Source organism: Gramella jeungdoensis, from assembly GCF_023805255.1.
GTDB classification, from domain to species: Bacteria; Bacteroidota; Bacteroidia; order Flavobacteriales; family Flavobacteriaceae; genus Christiangramia; species Christiangramia jeungdoensis.
The window spans coordinates 537,000-556,623 of sequence record NZ_JAMSCK010000003.1; the positions used below are offsets into that span (position 1 = coordinate 537,000).

General features: G+C 39.4%; 15 protein-coding genes. 6 read left to right on the forward strand and 9 right to left on the reverse strand.

Going from position 1 to position 19,624, the window contains the following annotated elements; all coding sequences use genetic code 11:
* Positions 1-34: 34 nt before the first annotated feature.
* From NE848_RS10125 to NE848_RS10145, 5 genes are all read right to left on the reverse strand, one after another.
* Positions 35-931 (reverse strand): alpha/beta hydrolase family protein, encoded by an 897-nt coding sequence (locus NE848_RS10125; protein ID WP_252113099.1) that lies wholly within the window; start codon positions 929-931, stop codon positions 35-37.
* Positions 918-3,674: a PD-(D/E)XK nuclease family protein gene (locus NE848_RS10130; protein WP_252113101.1), complete on the reverse strand. Its 2,757-nt coding sequence runs from the start codon at positions 3,672-3,674 to the stop codon at positions 918-920. Before NE848_RS10130 ends, NE848_RS10125 begins: the two co-directional genes overlap by 14 nt.
* A 64-nt stretch (positions 3,675-3,738) precedes the next feature.
* On the reverse strand, positions 3,739-5,163 hold the full coding sequence (locus NE848_RS10135) for an OmpA family protein (RefSeq protein ID WP_252113104.1): 1,425 nt from the start codon (positions 5,161-5,163) through the stop codon (positions 3,739-3,741).
* 186 nt (positions 5,164-5,349) lie between these two features.
* Entirely contained in the window at positions 5,350-6,543 is a 1,194-nt protein-coding gene (kbl, locus tag NE848_RS10140) for a glycine C-acetyltransferase (protein ID WP_252113106.1), read from the reverse strand.
* Between the two features lie 51 nt (positions 6,544-6,594).
* Positions 6,595-9,702, reverse strand: coding sequence for a UvrD-helicase domain-containing protein (locus NE848_RS10145; protein ID WP_252113108.1), 3,108 nt, complete (start codon positions 9,700-9,702; stop codon positions 6,595-6,597).
* 174 nt (positions 9,703-9,876) lie between these two features.
* On the opposite strand from NE848_RS10145, the gene NE848_RS10150 reads away from it, so the two are divergent.
* Positions 9,877-10,485 carry a superoxide dismutase gene (locus NE848_RS10150; RefSeq protein WP_252113110.1) on the forward strand — a complete coding sequence of 203 codons (609 nt, stop codon included), beginning with the start codon at positions 9,877-9,879 and terminating at the stop codon, positions 10,483-10,485.
* Between the two features lie 640 nt (positions 10,486-11,125).
* Here the strand turns inward: NE848_RS10150 and NE848_RS10155 are convergent.
* From NE848_RS10155 to purN, 4 genes are all read right to left on the reverse strand, one after another.
* Positions 11,126-13,024 carry an amidophosphoribosyltransferase gene (locus NE848_RS10155; RefSeq protein ID WP_252113112.1) on the reverse strand — a complete coding sequence of 633 codons (1,899 nt, stop codon included), beginning with the start codon at positions 13,022-13,024 and terminating at the stop codon, positions 11,126-11,128.
* 72 nt (positions 13,025-13,096) lie between these two features.
* Positions 13,097-14,020 (reverse strand): PfkB family carbohydrate kinase, encoded by a 924-nt coding sequence (locus tag NE848_RS10160; RefSeq protein ID WP_252113114.1) that lies wholly within the window; start codon positions 14,018-14,020, stop codon positions 13,097-13,099.
* Between the two features lie 73 nt (positions 14,021-14,093).
* Complete coding sequence (rnhA, locus tag NE848_RS10165) at positions 14,094-14,558, reverse strand: ribonuclease HI (protein WP_252113116.1); 465 nt, start codon at positions 14,556-14,558, stop codon at positions 14,094-14,096.
* Positions 14,558-15,154 (reverse strand): phosphoribosylglycinamide formyltransferase, encoded by a 597-nt coding sequence (gene purN / locus NE848_RS10170; RefSeq protein WP_252113117.1) that lies wholly within the window; start codon positions 15,152-15,154, stop codon positions 14,558-14,560. The genes rnhA and purN overlap by 1 nt, the downstream gene beginning before the upstream one ends.
* Before the next feature lie 147 nt (positions 15,155-15,301).
* Here purN and NE848_RS10175 point away from each other — a divergent pair, with 147 nt between their 5' ends.
* The 5 genes from NE848_RS10175 (at position 15,302) to pyk (ending at position 19,574) form a co-directional block, all read left to right on the forward strand.
* Positions 15,302-15,538 (forward strand): acyl carrier protein, encoded by a 237-nt coding sequence (locus NE848_RS10175; RefSeq protein ID WP_013069791.1) that lies wholly within the window; start codon positions 15,302-15,304, stop codon positions 15,536-15,538.
* Between the two features lie 15 nt (positions 15,539-15,553).
* Positions 15,554-16,807, forward strand: a complete 1,254-nt coding sequence (gene fabF, locus NE848_RS10180) for a beta-ketoacyl-ACP synthase II (RefSeq protein WP_252113119.1) — start codon at positions 15,554-15,556, stop codon at positions 16,805-16,807.
* A gap of 3 nt (positions 16,808-16,810) precedes the next feature.
* On the forward strand, positions 16,811-17,542 hold the full coding sequence (rnc, locus tag NE848_RS10185) for a ribonuclease III (protein ID WP_252113121.1): 732 nt from the start codon (positions 16,811-16,813) through the stop codon (positions 17,540-17,542).
* A 116-nt stretch (positions 17,543-17,658) separates the two neighbouring features.
* The gene (locus tag NE848_RS10190) at positions 17,659-18,144 is read left to right on the forward strand and encodes an IPExxxVDY family protein (RefSeq protein ID WP_252113123.1); all 486 of its coding nucleotides are present in this window, start codon (positions 17,659-17,661) and stop codon (positions 18,142-18,144) included.
* A complete protein-coding gene (gene pyk, locus NE848_RS10195) occupies positions 18,144-19,574 on the forward strand; it encodes a pyruvate kinase (RefSeq protein WP_252113125.1) in 1,431 nt (476 codons plus the stop codon). The genes NE848_RS10190 and pyk overlap by 1 nt, the downstream gene beginning before the upstream one ends.
* The last annotated feature ends 50 nt before the right edge of the window (positions 19,575-19,624 follow it).

Below are 19,624 nucleotides of genomic sequence, written 5' to 3' on the forward strand. Positions count from 1 at the left end.
AAAAACCACTGTTTTCACAGTGGTTTTTTATTTTCTAATCGTCATCAGATTCCCCGTACTCGTCCCATAATTCTTTGGAATCTGTTTTCAGGAAAGCTATACTTTTCTTGATCACATGTTTAAATTCTTTTGGCAACTCTTCACCATTCCAAGGATGTTTAGTTCCAAATACATGGTCGGCATTTTCTACCAGAAGTAGTTTTGGAGCCGGGCTCCACTCAAATAAATTTCCGGCCTCTCCAATAGATACGCTGGTATCACTGCTGCCATGAGCAATAAGGTGAGGGATCTTCAATTTTTTTGCAGCTTTTTTGATGCTAAGGCGCTCTTTATTTTCCTTGTAATTCTTATAGAACTGGTAATGATGAGGTAATTGCTGACCGGTTCTTGTATTCACGATATACTGCACTCCTTTCTTTTCCCAGGCTTCGAGTTTTTTTCCTTCCGGGAAGCGGGATCCGAAATCGGATACAGAGGCATAGGTCAATATTTTGCCAATTCTTTTGTCTTCAGCAGCTTTAATTACGGCTATTCCACCTCCTCTTGAATGTCCTATGAGGTTTATATTACTTGCATCGATCTGCTGAGCGAATTTAAAATCAGGCAACAGTATCCAATCTATTACAGATTGCAGGTCGTCCAGCTCTTTCACATAATTATTGTCGCCAAAGGCTTCAATATTAAGAAATTCGGTGAGGTGATCTGGTCCGGTTCCATTATGGCTGAAGTTGAATTTCACAAAAAAGAAGCCTTCTTCGGCAAATCTATCACCCATGATATCCCAGGCCCCCCAGTCTTTAAAACCCTTGTAGCCGTGACAGAAAATCACAATTGGTTTGGCTTTGCCATCATCTTTAAAAATAATATCGGCAACAATAGGTTTTTTGTGCTTGCCTTCTATGACAAGGTTTTTTTCTTTAGAAACTTCCATGTGTCTTCTTAATTTCTTTTTCTGTAAATGGAATTTCCGGGTTGCAGATCTCCATTATTAATTTCTTCATTTCAGATTGAAACAGGTCCAGGGTTTCCTGAGTTATCAGAGGATCTTTCTTTCTGGATCCCGGTTCCTTTTTCTCAAACTTTAAAAATCCTGATCTTAAGTTCTTGAAAGAGATGATTCCTGCCTCTGCCGGGAATGTAAGGTCTTTCTCAAGGGCAATCAAGCTTGCATAAGTTAAAACCTGAAAACTTTTAGAGTATTTGTCATAATCTTTTGTTATTTCCTCCCAATCTTCAAGGTTCAGGTGTCTCGATTCTACTTTCCCGGTTTTATAATCTATAATTCTGGGAATCCCGTTGCTGGTTTCAAAACGATCAACCTTGCCGCGAAGATAAACTGAAAAACCTAAATTTTCTACAGGAAATTCTATTTTGAGATCCTTTTCAATCTGAATGATTTTTATCTCTTCTCCGGCCTTTAACCTGTCTAATTCGTAGTTAAGAAAATTATGCAGGTAGCGCTTGGCTACCTCGAAAATGAGAAGGTTCTTCCCTTTTTCCAGCGGTACCTTGCTATAGGTATTTGCAAATTCCTTTTTAATTTGCTGGTTGGCCTGATTGATAAAGCCTTTAATAAGGCCTTCCGAAATAACTTGCCCTTCATATGGCTTGTAAAGATTTTCCAGGGAGTTGTGCACAACCGTTCCCAAGGTGTTGAAGGCAACGGTCTCTTCAACTTCCTCCTGATCGCGAATACCCAGAACGTACTGATGGTAGAAATCAAGAGGGTTTCTTATGTAAGTCGTAAGTGCTGATGGTGAAAAACCAGAGCCTGCCAGTGCTTTTAGTTTTTCAAGTATTTCAGGTGTTTTTCTTACTTCTTTAAGTTCTTTTCCGGTTTTGGGAACCTTAGGGCTTACCAGAATATTCCTTAATTCATGTCCGGGTCGTTTTTCGATCTCCAGCTGAGTGAGGAACCTGCTCTTTTCTCCTGAATTTAATCCGTCAGCTTCGGTGTTGTAAAGTAAATTGACATTCTTTGCCCTTTGCAGTAGTCTGTAAAAGTGATAGGTGTAAACTGCATCTTTTTCCCTGTAGGTTGGCAGATTGTATTCCTGTTTCAGATCATAGGGGATAAAGGAATTTTCTGATTTTCCCGCGGGTAAAACGCCTTCATTTAATGAAGTTATTATCACTGTTTCAAAATCAAGGGCTCTCGATTCGAGCATTCCCATCAATTGCAGGCCCTGGAAAGGTCTACCCTGAAAGTCGAGTGTTTCGGTACTCAACATTTCTTTATAGAAGCCGTAGAGCGAGCTGATAGTTTTCAGATGAGGGTATTTATTGTTGAGGTTTTCCAGTTTATTGAAGAGCACGTGGAAATGATAAAGAAATTCCAGGCCAATCTGATCTTTTTCTTTCTTCAGAAAAACTTTTAAAGACTGTATTATTTGATGAAAATCCTCAATAAGGAGGGAAACAGAATCCTCTTTTGGGCGAATGCAGGCTGAAACAATTTCTTTTAGTTCCTCAGGGAAAGCTGAGATTATTTCATCAGGATGAAGGTAAATAAGATTTTCAGAATGAATCCTTTGAATTAAGCTGTCTGCATAGGGTGCCAGAATAGGATTCAGGGAAGAATGATTGATTACCGAAATAATATCCTTGTAATAATAATTCCCTGTAGTTTGAATGTGTATCTGGAAAAGGCTTTCAAAAAGAGAATTGACAGGTGCATTCTTTACAGGAAATCCCATTGTAATATTCAATTCATCGATTTCTTCTGGTAAGGAGTTAAGTACAGGTAGTAACAATTCTTCCTCTCCCAATACAATCGCTGTATTTTGTAATTGTTCTGTGCTCAATCCCGTAAGGATGTCTCCCAGGTATTTCGCCTGCCCGATGTTCTTGGGAACACCAATCATTTCAATTTCTTTAGGCTCAGAATAATGTGTAGAAAAGGAATCGTATGAATTCTTCTGGTAATAATCCCAGTTTTCGAGATAATCCCTTATAAAGACCGAAGCACCATGAGAAGAATCGGAATAAAATACATTATCTAAATCCCAGAATACCCTGGCGATTTTCTGTTCAAGCATGTTCTGAATGATCAATTGTTCAGAAGCGTTAAGTGCATTAAAGCCGATAAATACGTGTTGCTTTTGATTGCTAATTATGTATTCACGAATACCCTTCGCAGCCTCACGGTAGATGAGTCCCTGATATCCCTGCTTTTTCTTTAGTAATTTCTCACTTAAAGCCTCATAGTAGAGAGGGAGCTTTTTCCAGAATCTAAGGTATCTCTTAATGAGATCGGTCTTTTCATCCTGAAGATACCAGTGCTTTATATCCTGAATACCTGATAGATAATTAAAAAAGGGTTCGTGGTCTATTAGATAGCGATCTATTTCGTTGAAGTCATGAATAAGACTTTGGGCCCATGTGGTAAAGGTTTCAAAATCTTCAAGTTCTTCTGGAGAAGTAAGGTTTTTATAAACATCGTAGAATTCAAAAAGACTGATGGTATTGTCTATAGGCTGTAATCCTGAAATAACCTCTGCGAACTCCTCAATACTGTATATGGTTGGCGCAAATAAATTTACATCTGATACGGCTGCAAGTTCCTTAACGAGATAAGATCCAGCTCTTTTACTGGGAAGAATAAAGATGATATCAGAAAGTGGGGTGGAAGTTTGATTGAGCTTCTCTAATACTTCACGTATAAATGATTTCATACGCCTAAAATAAAAAAACGCCCCGCAATGCGGAGCGTTTTCCTTTGTGATTTATCAAGAACAATTAGTTCATTTCTTCGTCACCAGATTTGTCTTTCATTTCTCTGTCTTTATCAAGAGAAATTTCAACACGTCTGTTTTCCTGTCTTCCGGCATCGGTGCTATTAGTAGCTATAGGCTGGGTTTCACCATATCCTTCAGAAGTTAATCTGTTAGCAGGAACACCATGCTCAGATAACCATGACTCTACAGATGCCGCACGTTCTTTAGAAAGCTTCATATTATAAGCTTCACTACCTATGCTATCAGTATGACCTTCAATATGGAAGATAGTCTGTGGATACTCATTCATGATATCTACGATAGACTGAAGAGCATCTTCAGATTCTTGGCGGATAGTTGCTTTATTGAAGTCGAAAAGAACAGTTTTAGAGTACTCATTCAATTCTGAGATCACTTCAGCAGTTGGTTCTGGACATCCGTTTGATGCTGCAGGACCAGCTTCTTCTGGACATTCATCATCCTTATCAAGGATTCCATCACCATCAGTATCTGGCCATGGGCATCCATCGTTTTCTGCAGGACCAGCTTCATCTGGACACTCATCTTCGCTATCTATTACGCCGTCGCCATCAGTATCAGGACAACCGTTCATTTCGGCGAGACCTGCAACATCTGGACATTCATCATCAGGATCGGCAACGCCATCACCGTCAGAGTCAGGACATCCGTCAAATTCAGCAAGACCTTTTTCGTCTGGACAAGCATCCTGACGGTCTTCGATTCCGTCGCCGTCAGTATCAGGACATCCGTTAAATTCTTCAAGACCTGGTGTTTCTGGACATTCATCGTCTTTATCGTAGATTCCGTCACCATCGGTATCAGTACCTCCGAATACGAACTTAATTCCCGCTGAATGCTGGAAATGAGTCGCTGTTTCTACATCAAAGAAGTTTTTGTATTTAGATTCAAGTGAAAGAGCGATATTGTCAGAAAACCAGATGTTCAAACCTAATTTTCCGTTAAGAGAAGCGGCGCTAAGATTTGAAATATCTTCACCATCCTGTTCACCTATCCAGGTGTAGCCCCCACCAATACCAAGTACTGGATCAAGCCATCCATCGTTTAATAGAGCACGAAGACTGTAATCTACACTACCGTCTATGGCATAATAAGATAAATCGTCTACAGATCTGTCACCGTATTTATCAATTTGATTTAGAGTACCACTCAATTCCCCTACAAAACCAGCTCCAATGTACCTTGATAAAGAAAGTTTGGAAATAGCGGGTAGAATATTCCAATGGTCACCGGTGTTAAAATACTCAGCGAACATATCACCTTGTGGGGCGTCATTTCCTGTGGGATAGAAATCTACGGCATTGGTACCAACGCCAATTGCCCAAGGATTGTCTGCATCCTGTGCCTGAACTGAAGTAAAGCTAATTACCAGCAATAAGGCCAATGCAATTTTGCTAAGATGTTTCATATTTAATAGTTTAGTTTTAAGTGTTAATTGTGAACAAAAGTATGTGCTTAATGCATATTAACAAAGATAAAAATAATAAAGTTTTCTTAATTACAGCGCCTTTCCAGAGGTTTTGTTCTCATTTTAATATCTGATTGTCAATTATTTTGATAATAATTTATAAAAAAATTAATCAGGAATTTAACACTAAATTATGTTCAATTCCTTTCCAACTTTTTTGAAAGCCAGGATGGCTTTATCAAGATGTTCTTTTTCATGGGCAGCAGAAAGTTGTACTCTTATTCGGGCTTTTCCTTTCGGCACAACCGGGTAGAAGAATCCAATTACGTAAATTCCCTCTTCCAGAAGTTTATCGGCCATATCCTGAGAAAGCTTTGCGTCATGCAGCATAACCGGCACTATGGCTGATTCACCATCTATAATTTCGAAACCAGCATCCTTTATTCCCTTTTTAAAGTATGCAGTATTCTCTTTGAGCTTATTCCTTAAGCTGTCATCTTTCTTAAGCATATCAAATACCTTTATCGAAGCTCCTACAATAGCTGGTGCCAGGGAGTTCGAGAATAAATAAGGTCTTGAGCGCTGTCTTAGTATTTCGATGATTTCTTTTTTGGCCGTGGTGTAGCCTCCCATTGCACCTCCAAGAGCTTTACCCAGGGTTCCTGTGATAATATCTATCCTGTCCAGAACGCCTTTTTCTTCGAGAGTTCCAATTCCATGCTCACCAATAAACCCTGTGGCGTGACATTCATCTATCATTACAAGGGCATCATATTTTTCGGCAAGATCACATATCTTATCCAGCGGAGCTACAAGTCCGTCCATAGAGAAAACACCGTCGGTAACGATAATTTTAAACCTGGCGTCCTTTTCATTGGCTGCAATAAGCTGCTTTTCCAGATCTTCCATATTGCCGTTTTCATAGCGATACCTTGCAGCTTTACATAAACGCACCCCATCTATGATAGATGCATGATTAAGCGAATCTGAAATAATAGCATCTTCAGCTGTCAGTAGCGGTTCGAATATTCCGCCGTTTGCATCGAATGCAGCAGCGTAAAGAATCGTATCCTCGGTCCCGTAGAAATCTGCGATCTTTTTTTCCAGTTCTTTATGAATGTCCTGGGTACCACATATGAATCTTACACTGGACATCCCAAATCCATGACTGTCTAAAGTGTTTTTAGCTGCCTGGATCACTTCTGGATGAGAGGAAAGCCCCAGATAATTATTCGCGCAGAAATTTATAACCTCCTGTCCTGTTGAAATCTTAATTACAGCATCCTGCGGACTGGTGATGATTCTCTCTTTTTTATAGAGACCGGCCTCTTTTATTTCTTCTATTTCGTTTTGTAAATGTTCTTTTATTGCTCCGTACATATCTATTATCTTTTTTCTATTTATGTATTTTAATCTTCTCGTGACACAAATTTAAACTTCTTTAATTACTATAGGAGTACTCGTGTATACGAGTAAACACCTTTCAATATTATACCCCATGTCTTTCAGTGCTTTGGCATAATCTGAGATCTGTTTTGTGTGTTTTTCAACCAGTCCCCCGGTTTTATAGTCAATAATGCTCACATTCTGTCCCTTAAGATTGATCCTGTCTGGCCTCAATCTTTCACCAGCAGTTGTTATGAGTTCTTTTTCATTAAAATTATGCTCCCCTTCCACATAATATTGTTTTAGATCGGGGTGGTTAAGTATTGCGGAAATCAGACCGGTGATTTCCTGTCTTGAACTTTCGGTTATCATCCCGTTTATAACAGCCCATTCGATCGCATTCTCCAGATCGGAAGCCTCATTGATCCTTGCCAGTATCTCATGGGCGATCTCACCTTTTTCAATAGCCTCCTGTTGTTTAGAATCCCATAATGAACCGGCTCTGGTAATAATTTTAACCGCCTGGTTCTGGGTGGAAGAAGAATGGTATTCTTTAGGCGATAGGCTGGAAGTTTCTGTAGGTTCAGAGTTAAAAATTTGTGTAGGATCTCCAAATTCGTATGATAGCTCTCCATTCCATTTCCCGGTAGATCTTAAATAATCCATGAATATATCGGAAATATTAGGGGAGTTTTTGGGTTTTTCATGGTAATTGGAAAGAATGTATAATTGCTGCGAAGCCCTGGTGCATGCTACATATAGTACGTTTAAAGTGTCCAGTTCATTTTTGTATATAAGGTCCTGATATTTGCTTGCTGCATCATTGTTCCAGTCTAGCATTTTCTTAGACGCACTTACATAGGCAACCGGGATATTTTCATTGTAGGTTTCTACCCATAAGTTGTCGTTTCTGGTATTCTGAAGTTCAGAGTTGGCAAAGGGATAAATAACTACAGGGAATTCCAGGCCCTTTGATTTATGAATGGTCATGATCTGTACCGCATTATCAGCTTCAGGCACTACAATGCTAAGCTTGTCTTTTTTCTGCTCCCATTTCTCCAGAAAATCGCTCAGACCATTTGAGGTCTTTTGCGTGGTTTCGAATACGAAATCTAAAAAGAACTGAATATAGGCCTCAGAATCCTTTACCAGTTCAAAGCTTCTGATAATATATTCTACCGATTCATAAAGTGAAAGTCCTTTCAGGCGGTCTAAGTCAAACTCAAGTCCAATGCGTGATGTCCAATTGAAGAATTCGGCACCGTTCTTTGGCAAGTTCTGGATGAGTATTTTGTGAACTTCTTCTTCCTCCAGATACTGCTCTGCTAGAAAATCATAAATGCCGAGCTTTAATTTATCATCCTGCGGATTAAGGGAATAATAAAGCAGGTTTACAATAAAGTTTACTTCTGGAGATTGAGAAAGCAGCAGTGTTTCAGAAGATATCACCGAGATGCCATTTTCACTTAAATATTCGGCTATGGCAACCCCTTCACTTCTTTTCCTGGTAAGAATACAAACATCATTTCTCTTAAAACCTTTTGTGTCGAGTTCCTTTATAATTTCCAGGATTTTTTGTGGATAAACTTCAAATTCTTCTTCCCGGTTCTGCGCCTCCAGAAACGAGATGTTTACATAACCAAAATCTCCCTTTTTTGGATTTTGAGAAGAGTTTTTAAATAATTCGGCATAGTCAGGAAAAGTGAGTTGTGAGGCAGTGTAATTGAAAAAGTTATTATTGAAATTCACAACCTCAGAACCACTTCTAAAGTTATCTGGCAAATTTACAACCTGCTGCTCGGTTTGAAATGGTTTTATCTTTTTAGTGCTAAGATCTATAAGCTGCTCAGCCCTCCCGCCACGCCATCTATAGATGCTTTGTTTAGCATCTCCCACTATAGTGAGACCAGCGGGATGATCTGTTCCTGAAAGGTTGTGATCTATCAAAGGAATGAGGTTTTCCCACTGCATAATAGAGGTATCCTGAAATTCGTCAATAAAATAGTGCTGGTATCGCTCTCCAAGTCTTTCATAGATGAATGGAGCCGGCTGATCCTTAACCTGTTCGCTAATTCTGGGGTTAAATTCTGAAATCAGTACCAGGTTTCTGTCTTTTTTGATCTTTTCTACTTCCCTGTTTATTTCGTTAAGCAGGGATAGCTGAACCAGGTTTTTCTTTATCTCTGTAAGGAATTCAATATGAAAATATGCCTGTTTGGTAGCATGGAATATTTCAGCGATTTCTGATTGAATGGAATCTATTGCCGCTTTGGTCTCATCACTCACTTTTTTAGGATATAAAGGAAGACCCTCTATACTTTCAGCCCATTTTGTATTGAAATTAACCGAGCCGCCATTTTTAAGTTTTCTGAAATGTCCGGGAATGGAACCTCTAGTAAAATCAGTTTCCTCGATTCCATTTTTTTCAATGAGTTCAAAGAAGTAATCAGCAGATCTTTTGAGGTTTTTTGCAGTGATCTCTATGTCTGAAGCCAGTTTTTTACCGAATTCCTCAAAATCCTCAGGTTTTTTGGTTTTTAAAACCTGTATGGCTTTCTGGTGGTTTTCATTTATCAGAAGCTTGGAGATGTTGAAAAGATCCCGGCTTATATCCCAGCTCTTGTCATCATCGGCCTTGGCCAGGGTGAAATCAACAAGGGTGCGAGTGAGCTTTTCATCACTTCCGGCCCGACTAACAAGGCTATCTACGGCTTCCATAAGAATTTGATCGGCGTCAAGCTCTACTTCAAAATTCATGGGGATACCCAGGTCGCGTGCGAATGTTCGCAGTACCCGGTGAGTAAAACCGTCTATCGTTGAGACTTCAAATGCAGCATAATTATGAATTATGCTTTTCAGGATCCTGGAAGACCTGTTGCTAATTTCTTCTTTGGAAAGGCCGGTATCCTGAGCGATGGCTTTTAAAAGAGCATGATCTTCCAGATGGGAACCCGCAGTCGAAAAATCAGCAAGAGTTTGTATAATTCTTTTTTTCATTTCGCCGACCGCTTTATTGGTAAAGGTAATCGCGAGAATGTTTTTATACCCGTCTTTTTTCGGCGAGGATAAAAGTAAGTTGAGATATTCCCTTACAAGGGTAAAAGTTTTTCCTGAGCCTGCCGAGGCATTATAGATATTAAAGGAGTTTTTCAAAAGAGGGCTTTATGAGGTTTTCTATGTTCAAGAATTTTTAAATTTAAAATAAAAATGAGTTTTAAAGCACCAGTCCTTTTAAGTATTTTATAACATTAAAAAATTTCCATTAAATACCCGAATGGCTAAATTTGGGTGAGTTTAAGTACTAATCACTAAAAAAATCAGATAATTATGTCTTTTGAGTTACCAAAATTAAAATATGCCTTTGATGCATTGGAACCACATATAGATGCCAGAACCATGGAAATTCACCATGGAAAGCACCATGCAGGCTACACAAAAAAATTGAATGCGGCCATTGAGGGGACCGATATGAACGGAAAAAATATCGAGAATATTCTGAAGAACCTCGATATGTCTAACAGCGCGGTTCGTAATAATGGTGGTGGGTTTTATAATCACAGTCTTTTCTGGGAAATCATGTCACCAGATGGAGGTGGTAAACCTGAAGGTGAACTAGCAGAAGCTATAGACAATGCATATGGTTCTTTTGAAGCCTTTAAAGATGAATTTTCAAAAGCGGCTGCCGGACAGTTTGGATCAGGTTGGGCCTGGTTATGTGTTCACGATGGCGGTAAGGTTGAGGTGTGCTCAACTCCAAACCAGGACAATCCTATCATGCCTGAAGTTGGTTGCGGTGGAACTCCTATTTTGGGAATCGATGTTTGGGAACATGCCTATTATTTGAATTACCAGAATAAACGTCCTGAATATATAGAAGCTTTCTTTAACGTGATAGATTGGAAAGAAGTTGGGAGCAGGTATGCAAAAGCTAAGTAATTAGTCACAATATATAGGAATAAGAAGGCCACTTACAGTGGCCTTTTTTTGAATTTACTTCATAAAAAAAGGTGGATATTCTCCACCTTTTTTTGCCCCAAATCTACCATGAACTTAACCTACTTATGCTATGGTCTAGTAAATATAGAACGAATTATTTTATGAAATTATAAATTTAGATGAAATACCTAAAAATTAGTTAACCAGTTGTTTTTTAGGTTATTGTGTTATATTCTGGTCAGTTTTTGGGAGGTTCTTACATTTGAGTTTACTCCATAAAAAAAGGTGGATATTCTCCACCTTTTTTTGCCCCAAATCTACCATGAACTTAACCTACTTATGCTATGGTCCAGTAAATATAGAACGAATTAATTAAAGATTTAAAGAATTTAGATGAAGGGAGTATTTTTTAGTTAAACAGTTGAAAATCAATTTCTTGTTCATCTATCGAAGAAAAAATATTGAACAAATCCGAGAAGTCCGGATATAAAAAAAGGCGGAATAGCTTCCACCTTTTTTTGCCCCAAATCTACCATGAACTTAACCTACTTATGTTATGGCTACACTAAAGTAGATAGAAAAATCCTACAGGCAAAGATTATTAGATAAAGTGCACATTTATTAGTTGAAACACACAAACTTAATATGCCCGATCCTTTTTGCCTTCGAAAAAGTTCATAAATGCTCTGTTTACAACGCGGTTTCCTCCCGGAGTTGGGTAATCCCCTGTAAAGTACCAATCGCCTAAATTCTTAGGGCAGGCCTTATGTAGGTTTTCAACACTTTGATAGATCACTTGTACTTCTGCATTTACTTCTTCATCACACAGTAATTCTGAGATCTTATTGGAAATTTCTTCATCGGTAAAAGGATCATAAATTTCTTTCACGAAATTTTGAACTTCACTATCATCCAGATCTACCTGTTCTTTACATTTATTATAGACCTTTTCTACGATATCAAATTTGTCATTTTCTTTCAGCAAGTCCAGGGCAGCTCTAAAGGCAACAAGGTCTTCAAGTCTCGCCATATCAATACCGTAACAGTCAGGATATCTTATTTGAGGAGCCGATGAAACCACAATTATCTTCCTTGGCTTCAGCCTGTCCATCATTTTTATAATACTTTTCTTAAGTGTGGTTCCACGAACGATGCTGTCATCGATAATTACCAGATTGTCATCGGGTTTTACAACTCCGTAGGTTACATCATAAACGTGGGCAACCAGGTCGTCACGACTGCTATCTTCTGTAATGAAAGTCCTAAGCTTTACATCTTTGATAGCGATCTTTTCTGTCCTTAATCGGTGAGACAGTATTTCCTGAAGTCTGGCATCGGTGAGTGTTTCCTTTTCTTCGAGGATGGCCTCGTTTTTTTGTTTGTTCAGCTCATCCTGTGCTGCTTCCACCATCCCGTAGAATGAGGTTTCGGCAGTATTTGGGATAAAAGAGAATACTGTTTTTAAGGTGTCGTGGTCTATAGACTTCAATACCTCGGGCATTAATAATCTTCCAAGCATTTTTCTCTCCTGGTAGATCTCGGCATCACTTCCCCTCGAAAAATAGATACGCTCAAAAGAACATGCCTTTCTCTCCAAAGGCTCAATAATTTTTTTGATGGAAGTCTTTCCGTTCTTCTTTGTGATGATAGCATGGCCCGGAGGAAGCTCTGTAACATCTTCAAAATTCACATTGAAAACAGTTTGTATCACCGGTCTTTCCGAAGCTACAACAACCACTTCATCATCCTTATAATAGTAAGCGGGCCTTATGCCTGCGGGATCGCGAAGCACAAATGAGTCGCCGTGGCCCATAAGTCCGGCCATAGCGTAACCCCCATCCCAGTTCTTGGACGATTTCTTCAGAATCTTGGCTACATTGAGTTTCTCGGCAATTACTGGAGAGGCTTCTACTTTTGAATAGCCTTCTTTCTTGAGCTTTTTATATAGCTTTCTTACTTCCGAATCAAGAAAGTGACCTATTTTTTCCATTACGGTAACGGTGTCAGCCCTTTCTTTTGGGTGCTGACCAAGTTCTACAAGATTGTTGAACAATCTGTTCACATTGGTCATATTGAAATTTCCTGCTACTATTAGATTACGGTGCATCCAGTTGTTCTGTCTAAGAAAAGGATGTACGCTCTCAATATTGTTCTTACCGAAGGTTCCGTATCGTACATGTCCCAGGAACACTTCGCCAAGATATGGAATGTGTCTTTTTTGAAGTTCGGTATCATCGGCATATTCAGGATTAGCCTTGATCTCATCATTTATTCGCTGATTGATCTGTTCAAAAATATCCTGAATTGGCTGTGATTTGTTAGAACGAATCCGGCTTATGTAGCGTTCTCCCGGGATGGTGTTGAGTTTGATGCTCGCAAAACCGGCACCATCCTGGCCACGGTTGTGTTGCTTCTCCATCATCAGGTACATTTTATTCACACCATAAAATGCCGTTCCATATTTTTCCTTGTAATAATCAAGAGGCTTTAAAAGCCTGATAAGTGCGATTCCGCATTCGTGTTTAAGAGCATCACTCATATTCTGGTTTCCTTTTTTGGAATTTTCGTTGTCTTTGTCACAAAAAAAGCCCTGAAATTACAGGGCGATATCTTAGGGCAGCTGAGTTTCAAACTGCGTTAATTTTTTAAAATCAAGAAGGCGCTCATTTACCTGCGATCCTGATAATGCCTGCATTCTTTCAGTTCCGAATTTTTCTACACAGAAGGAAGCAAGATTCGATCCATAAATGATGGCACTCTTCATATTTTCAAAAGAGATATCCCCGGTTCGGGCAAGGTATCCTATAAAACCACCTGCAAAGGTGTCTCCGGCACCTGTTGGATCAAAAACATCTTCCAGCGGAAGGGCGGGAGCAAAGAAAACCTGGTCTTTATGAAATAATAAAGCACCGTGTTCTCCTTTTTTGATCACCACATATTTAGGGCCCATTTCTTCAATCTTTCGTGCGGCTTTTACCAAAGAATGTTCTCCTGAAAGCTGCCTCGCCTCTTCATCATTTATGGTAATCACATCAACTTTGGCTACTACTTTAAGAAGATCATCCAGCGTATTGTCCATCCAGAAATTCATGGTGTCAAGTACTACCAGTTTAGGATCGGATACCTGTTCCAAAACACTCAGTTGCACAAGAGGATGCAGGTTTCCAAGCATCACGAATTGAGAGTCCTTATAAGAATCTGGAACCACAGGATTAAAATCAGCAAGTACATTTAACTGGGTTTCCAGGGTATCCCGGGTATTAAGATCATTATGGTATTTACCGCTCCAGAAGAAGGTTTTTCCTCCTTCTACTATTTCCACTCCTTCGATGTTGATTTTATTGTCTTTCAGCAGGTCCAGATATTCCTGTGGGAAATCGTCCCCTACTATGGAAACCACAGCGCTGTCTACATTAAAGTGAGAGGCAGAAAGACCAATATAAGTAGCGGCGCCACCCAGGATCTTATCGGTTTTTCCAAATGGAGTTTCAATAGCATCGAACGCGACGGTTCCAACAATAAGTAATTTACTCATAACGGGTTTTAAATGACGCTGCAAATATACAGTTTGTTTTTCAAGGGATAAACCCTAATTTTCAGACTCTTTTTCAGCCCCTATATCCGATGTCTTTCTTAAGGTCTTTTCCTTTGGAAGCGATTACTGCCAGAGCATCACAACGCTCATTTTGAGGATGATTGTTATGGCCTTTTATCCATTGGAACTCCACCTGATGCTTCCTGTATTCTTTTAGAAATGCGATCCACAGATCGCTGTTTTTGCGATTTACGAATCCCTTTTTTTCCCAACCAAATACCCAGCCTTTTTTCACGGCATCGGCCACGTATTTTGAATCTGTAAATACCTTTACATGAAGCCCAGGTTTTTTTAACTTTTTCAGTCCTTCAATAACGGCTAATAGTTCCATTCGGTTATTAGTAGTAAGCTTGTAACCGGCAGAGAATTCCTTCTTATAAGGTTTTCCAACCCATTCCATCACGATACCATAACCCCCAGGTCCGGGATTGCCTCTTGCGGCGCCATCGGTATAGATATGAACCTGTGTATTTTGCACTATTTCTTCTCTTCTAAAAGTTGCTGGATCACTTCAGGAAAGTGTTTATACTCCAGTTCATGTATTTTTTCGGCGAGACTTTCAGGAGTATCATTTTCTTCTATAGATACTGTGTTTTGAAAAATGACCTGTCCTTCATCATATTTTGGATTCACATAATGTATGGTTATGCCACTTTCCTTTTCCTGTTTTTCTATTACAGCTTCATGGACTCTGGAACCATACATCCCTTTTCCTCCATATTTTGGTAAAAGGGCAGGGTGGATATTGATCACCCGGTTTGGAAATTCTTCAAGTATATTGGTAGGCATAAGCCATAGAAAACCTGCGAGAACAATTAGGTCAGGGTCTATATCCTTTAATACGTTAAGAACTTCATGAGAATAATAAAGTGCCTCCTTGTCAAATAATAAAGCCTTAACATTAAGGCGATGTGCTTTTTTTAAGGCGCCTGCTGATCTACGGTTAGATAAAACGGCTACTACCTCAATTTTATCGGAATTCTGAAAGTATTTTATGATGTTTTCGGCATTGGTGCCAGACCCTGAAGCAAAGATTACTATTTTTTTGGTGGTTTTTTTTGTTTCGTCACTCAAAATAAGGGTGTTAACATTTATTAGGATGTAAAATTAATCCGTTTCAATGAATTTTATGTAAATTACCGTCACATTTTTAGAGTAAAAATCGGTTTTAAAATAAAGTTTTTTATTTTTGCCACCTAATCAAAATTAAAATAAAAAATTATGTCAGACATTGCATCAAGAGTAAAAGCTATTATCGTTGACAAATTGGGAGTTGACGAGAATGAAGTTGTAAACGAAGCCAGCTTCACCAACGACTTGGGTGCTGATTCACTAGACACAGTGGAATTGATCATGGAATTCGAAAAAGAATTTGACATTCAGATTCCAGACGATCAGGCTGAGAATATCGCCACTGTAGGTCAGGCAATTTCATATATCGAAGACGCTAAAAAATAAAAATCAACACACCATATGGAGTTAAAGCGAGTAGTAGTTACGGGCCTTGGTGCCTTAACCCCAATTGGTAACAATATAGAGGAATATTGGGAGGGGCTTAAAAATGGTAAAAGTGGTAGTGCACCTATCACTTATTTTGATACCGAAAAGTTCAAGACTAAATTCGCTTGTGAACTCAAAAATTTTAATCCACTCGATCATTTTGATCGTAAGGAAGCAAGAAAACTTGATAGGTTTGCTCAGTATGCAATGGTATCTGCAGACGAAGCTATTAAGGATTCCGGGATAGACCTTGATGTCGTTGACAAATTTCGCGTTGGCGTAATTTGGGGCGCAGGAATCGGAGGTCTTGAAACCTTCCAGGAAGAAGTGATCAACTTCGCAAAAGGAGATGGCTCTCCAAGATTTAATCCATTCTTTATTCCGAAGATGATAGCAGATATTGCTCCTGGTAATATCTCTATTAAACACGGATTTATGGGAGCAAATTACACCACTGTTTCGGCCTGTGCATCATCGGCAAATGCCATGATAGATGCATTGAATAATATTCGACTGGGCTATAGTGATGTGATTGTTTCAGGTGGTTCTGAAGCTGCGGTAACTATAGCAGGAATGGGCGGTTTTAATGCAATGCATGCCCTTTCAACCAGAAACGATAGTCCTGAAACTGCTTCCAGACCTTTCGATGCTACCAGGGATGGTTTTGTGCTTGGTGAAGGTGGAGGTGCGCTTATATTGGAAGAATATGAGCATGCTAAAGCCAGAGGAGCTAAAATCTATGCCGAAGTACTTGGTGGAGGCCTTTCTTCAGATGCTTATCATATGACTGCTCCGCACCCGGAAGGCGACGGAGTTGTGGCTGTTATGCAAAACTGCCTCAGGAATGCTGGTTTGAAACCGGAAGATGTTGATGCAATTAACACTCACGGAACTTCTACTCCTCTTGGAGATGTTGCCGAGCTTAAGGCAATTTCGAAAGTTTTCGGTGAACATGCTAAAACCATCAATATCAATTCCACCAAGTCTATGACAGGGCATTTGTTAGGAGCTGCCGGTGCTATTGAAGCTATCGCGGCTATCCTTTCAATGAAATACGGAATTGTTCCTCCTACTATTAATCATGAAAACGTTGATGAAAACATCGATCCTGAACTTAACCTTACTCTTAATAAGGCTCAGAAGAGAGACGTTAATGTCGTTATGAGTAATACCTTTGGGTTCGGCGGACACAATGCCTGTGTGTTGTTCAAAAAACTTGACGAATAAACGATGAGCGTTATTCGTAACATATTAAATTCCCGCTCTTCCAAGGGCGGGAATTTTTTTAATGTTATTACTTCTATCCTCGGATTCAAGCCTAAAAACCTTTCCCATTATAAAAAAGCCTTTACCCATCGATCCTTAAACCAAAAGGATTCCGAAGGGAATGCTATCAATTTTGAGCGAATGGAGTTCCTCGGTGATGCCATGCTTAGCGCCGTGGTGGCTTCTCACCTGTTCAAGGCCGTGCCTGGAGGAAACGAGGGCTATCTTACCAAGATGAGGTCTAAAGTGGTGAGCCGTAAACACCTTAATGAGCTGGGTAAGGATCTGAAATTGATAGAACACGTTCAAACCAATATTCCGAAGGATCAGTTTGGTGTGAATATTCACGGGAATTTATTCGAGGCCCTCGTAGGTGCCATCTATCTGGATCGTGGGTATAAATACTGTAAGCGTTTTATTTATGACAGGGTCATAGATCCGTATGTAGATATTGAGCAACTCGAAGGAAAGGTAATTAGCTATAAGAGTCTTGTAATAGAATGGTGCCAGAAGGAGAAGAAGGAATTTGATTATGAAGTATACGAAGATACGGGGAATGACGAATTAAAACATTTCGCGGTAAAACTTCGTATCGATGATAAGGTTGTAGCCAAGGCCAGAGCCACATCCAAGAAGAAAGCCGAAGAGAAGGCTTCTAAGCGGGCTTATTACGCCTTGCAGAATAAAATAGAGTGATTTTTTTGACGATTTAACGCAAACTATAACGTTTTCGTAGAAAATTATGAATTTTAAGTTAGCTTTATCTTCGTTTTATCAATCATATATTATCTTTAGCCTTAAAGTAAAAGTTTATGCAATCGCATAAAATGCTGCTGGAGGTTGAAGACGAGCATTTCTATTTAATAGCTCTTTATGCTTCTTTGGAAGGGTATAAAATGGCTTTTTCTATAAATAAGTATCTCAGGGTAAAGCTCGAAAGAGACAGAAGGGATATTGATTTTAATCATACCGATTTTCACGCGGTATATGCTCTGTACTCTTATAAAGACCCAAATGCTTATTATAGCTTAGACCTTGTTGCTAATAAATTTAAAGGGAAGCCCAGGAAAATTCTGAATTCGGGGTCACTTTTTGAGGAAGAAGAGTTAAGCCCCCAGGAAGTATACCTGATTCCTGAATATAATAAAGTTGATTACTTTCTAAAGATCAGTGAAGAGATTCAGCAAAAGGAGTTCAACCGGATTCTTGCCAAAATAGGTCAGATCCCGGGAGTGCAAGCTGCATATGCAATTGATGTGAACAATTTAAAATCCAAACAAAATCTAATTTTCGAATAATGCCTACCAACAAAAAAACCAAAATAGTCGCAACGCTGGGCCCTGCAACCAGTAGTAAGGATGTTTTAAAGAAGATGTTGCAGGAAGGTGTAAATGTTTTCCGAATAAATTTTTCTCATGCCAATTATGATGATGTAAAGGAGCGCATCCGAATGATAAGGGAGCTTAATGAGGAGAATGGTTTTAATGCCGCTATCCTTGCCGACCTACAGGGACCTAAGCTGCGTGTGGGAGTGATGAAGGAAGAAGTGGTAGTGAGTGAAGGAGATCAGATAGTATTCGCTACAGGAGAGGAATTCAAAGGCACCGCTAAAAGGGTATATATGAATTATGACTCTTTTCCACGGGATGTAAAAGCCGGAGAAAGGATTTTGCTGGATGATGGAAAGCTCATTTTTGAGGTTATAAGTACCAATAAAAAGAATGAGGTTAAGACAAAAGTGATCCAGGGAGGCCCTTTGAAATCAAAAAAAGGGGTAAACCTGCCTAACACTAATATTTCCCTGCCAGCCCTTACGGAAAAGGATGTTGAAGATGCCAAATTTGCGTGTGAGATGCAGGTAGACTGGATGGCACTTTCTTTTGTAAGGCATGCTGAAGACCTTATGGAGCTCCAGAAGCTTATCGGGGAACATAGCGAATACAAGATCCCGATTGTTGCCAAAATTGAAAAACCTGAAGGTGTTGCCAATATTGATAAAATCGTTGCTTATTGTGACGGACTTATGGTAGCGCGTGGAGATCTTGGAGTTGAGATTCCTGCTCAGGAGGTTCCCCTTATTCAGAAAAAACTTGTTCTTACCGCTAAAAAAGCCAGAATTCCGGTGATTATTGCCACACAGATGATGGAAACCATGATCACCAGCCTTACGCCTACAAGGGCAGAGGTGAACGATGTGGCCAACTCTGTTATGGATGGTGCCGATGCAGTGATGCTAAGTGGTGAAACTTCTGTAGGGCAATACCCCGTTCAGGTGATTCAAAAGATGTCACAGATATTGGAGAGTGTAGAGAATTCTCCACTTATCAAAGTGCCTCATGAGCCTCCACATGTAAGAACAAAAAGATATATCACCAAGGCGGTGTGTTATCACGCGGCTCACATGGCAAACGAGATTAAGGCTAAGGCAATCTGTACACTTACAAATAGTGGATACACGGCTTTTCAGATCTCTGCCTGGAGACCTGAAGCACATATCCTGGTATTTACTTCAAACAGAAGAATTCTTAATCAGTTAAGCCTGCTTTGGGGAGTAAAAGCTTTTTTCTATGATAAGTTTGTAAGTACAGATGAAACAATAGAAGATATTAGCGCCATGGCAAAGCAATTCAAATTTGTGGAAACGGGTGATTTTACTATAAACCTTGCAGCAATGCCTATTACGGCCAAAGGGATGGTGAATACGCTGAGAGTTTCAGAAATTGAATAGATCTATAGAATTAAAACGAGAAAGCCGGAAGTTTATTTAACAATAGATTT

Excerpts from the sequence above, each read along its gene's own strand:
- NE848_RS10125 (WP_252113099.1), bottom strand. The coding sequence starts at position 931 with ATGGAAGTTTCTAAAGAAAAAAACCTTGTCATAGAAGGCAAGCACAAA.
- NE848_RS10130 (WP_252113101.1), bottom strand. The coding sequence starts at position 3,674 with ATGAAATCATTTATACGTGAAGTATTAGAGAAGCTCAATCAAACTTCC.
- NE848_RS10135 (WP_252113104.1), bottom strand. The coding sequence starts at position 5,163 with ATGAAACATCTTAGCAAAATTGCATTGGCCTTATTGCTGGTAATTAGC.
- kbl (WP_252113106.1), bottom strand. The coding sequence starts at position 6,543 with ATGTACGGAGCAATAAAAGAACATTTACAAAACGAAATAGAAGAAATA.
- NE848_RS10150 (WP_252113110.1), top strand. The coding sequence starts at position 9,877 with ATGTCTTTTGAGTTACCAAAATTAAAATATGCCTTTGATGCATTGGAA.
- NE848_RS10155 (WP_252113112.1), bottom strand. The coding sequence starts at position 13,024 with ATGAGTGATGCTCTTAAACACGAATGCGGAATCGCACTTATCAGGCTT.
- NE848_RS10160 (WP_252113114.1), bottom strand. The coding sequence starts at position 14,020 with ATGAGTAAATTACTTATTGTTGGAACCGTCGCGTTCGATGCTATTGAA.
- NE848_RS10175 (WP_013069791.1), top strand. The coding sequence starts at position 15,302 with ATGTCAGACATTGCATCAAGAGTAAAAGCTATTATCGTTGACAAATTG.
- fabF (WP_252113119.1), top strand. The coding sequence starts at position 15,554 with ATGGAGTTAAAGCGAGTAGTAGTTACGGGCCTTGGTGCCTTAACCCCA.
- rnc (WP_252113121.1), top strand. The coding sequence starts at position 16,811 with ATGAGCGTTATTCGTAACATATTAAATTCCCGCTCTTCCAAGGGCGGG.
- NE848_RS10190 (WP_252113123.1), top strand. The coding sequence starts at position 17,659 with ATGCAATCGCATAAAATGCTGCTGGAGGTTGAAGACGAGCATTTCTAT.
- pyk (WP_252113125.1), top strand. The coding sequence starts at position 18,144 with ATGCCTACCAACAAAAAAACCAAAATAGTCGCAACGCTGGGCCCTGCA.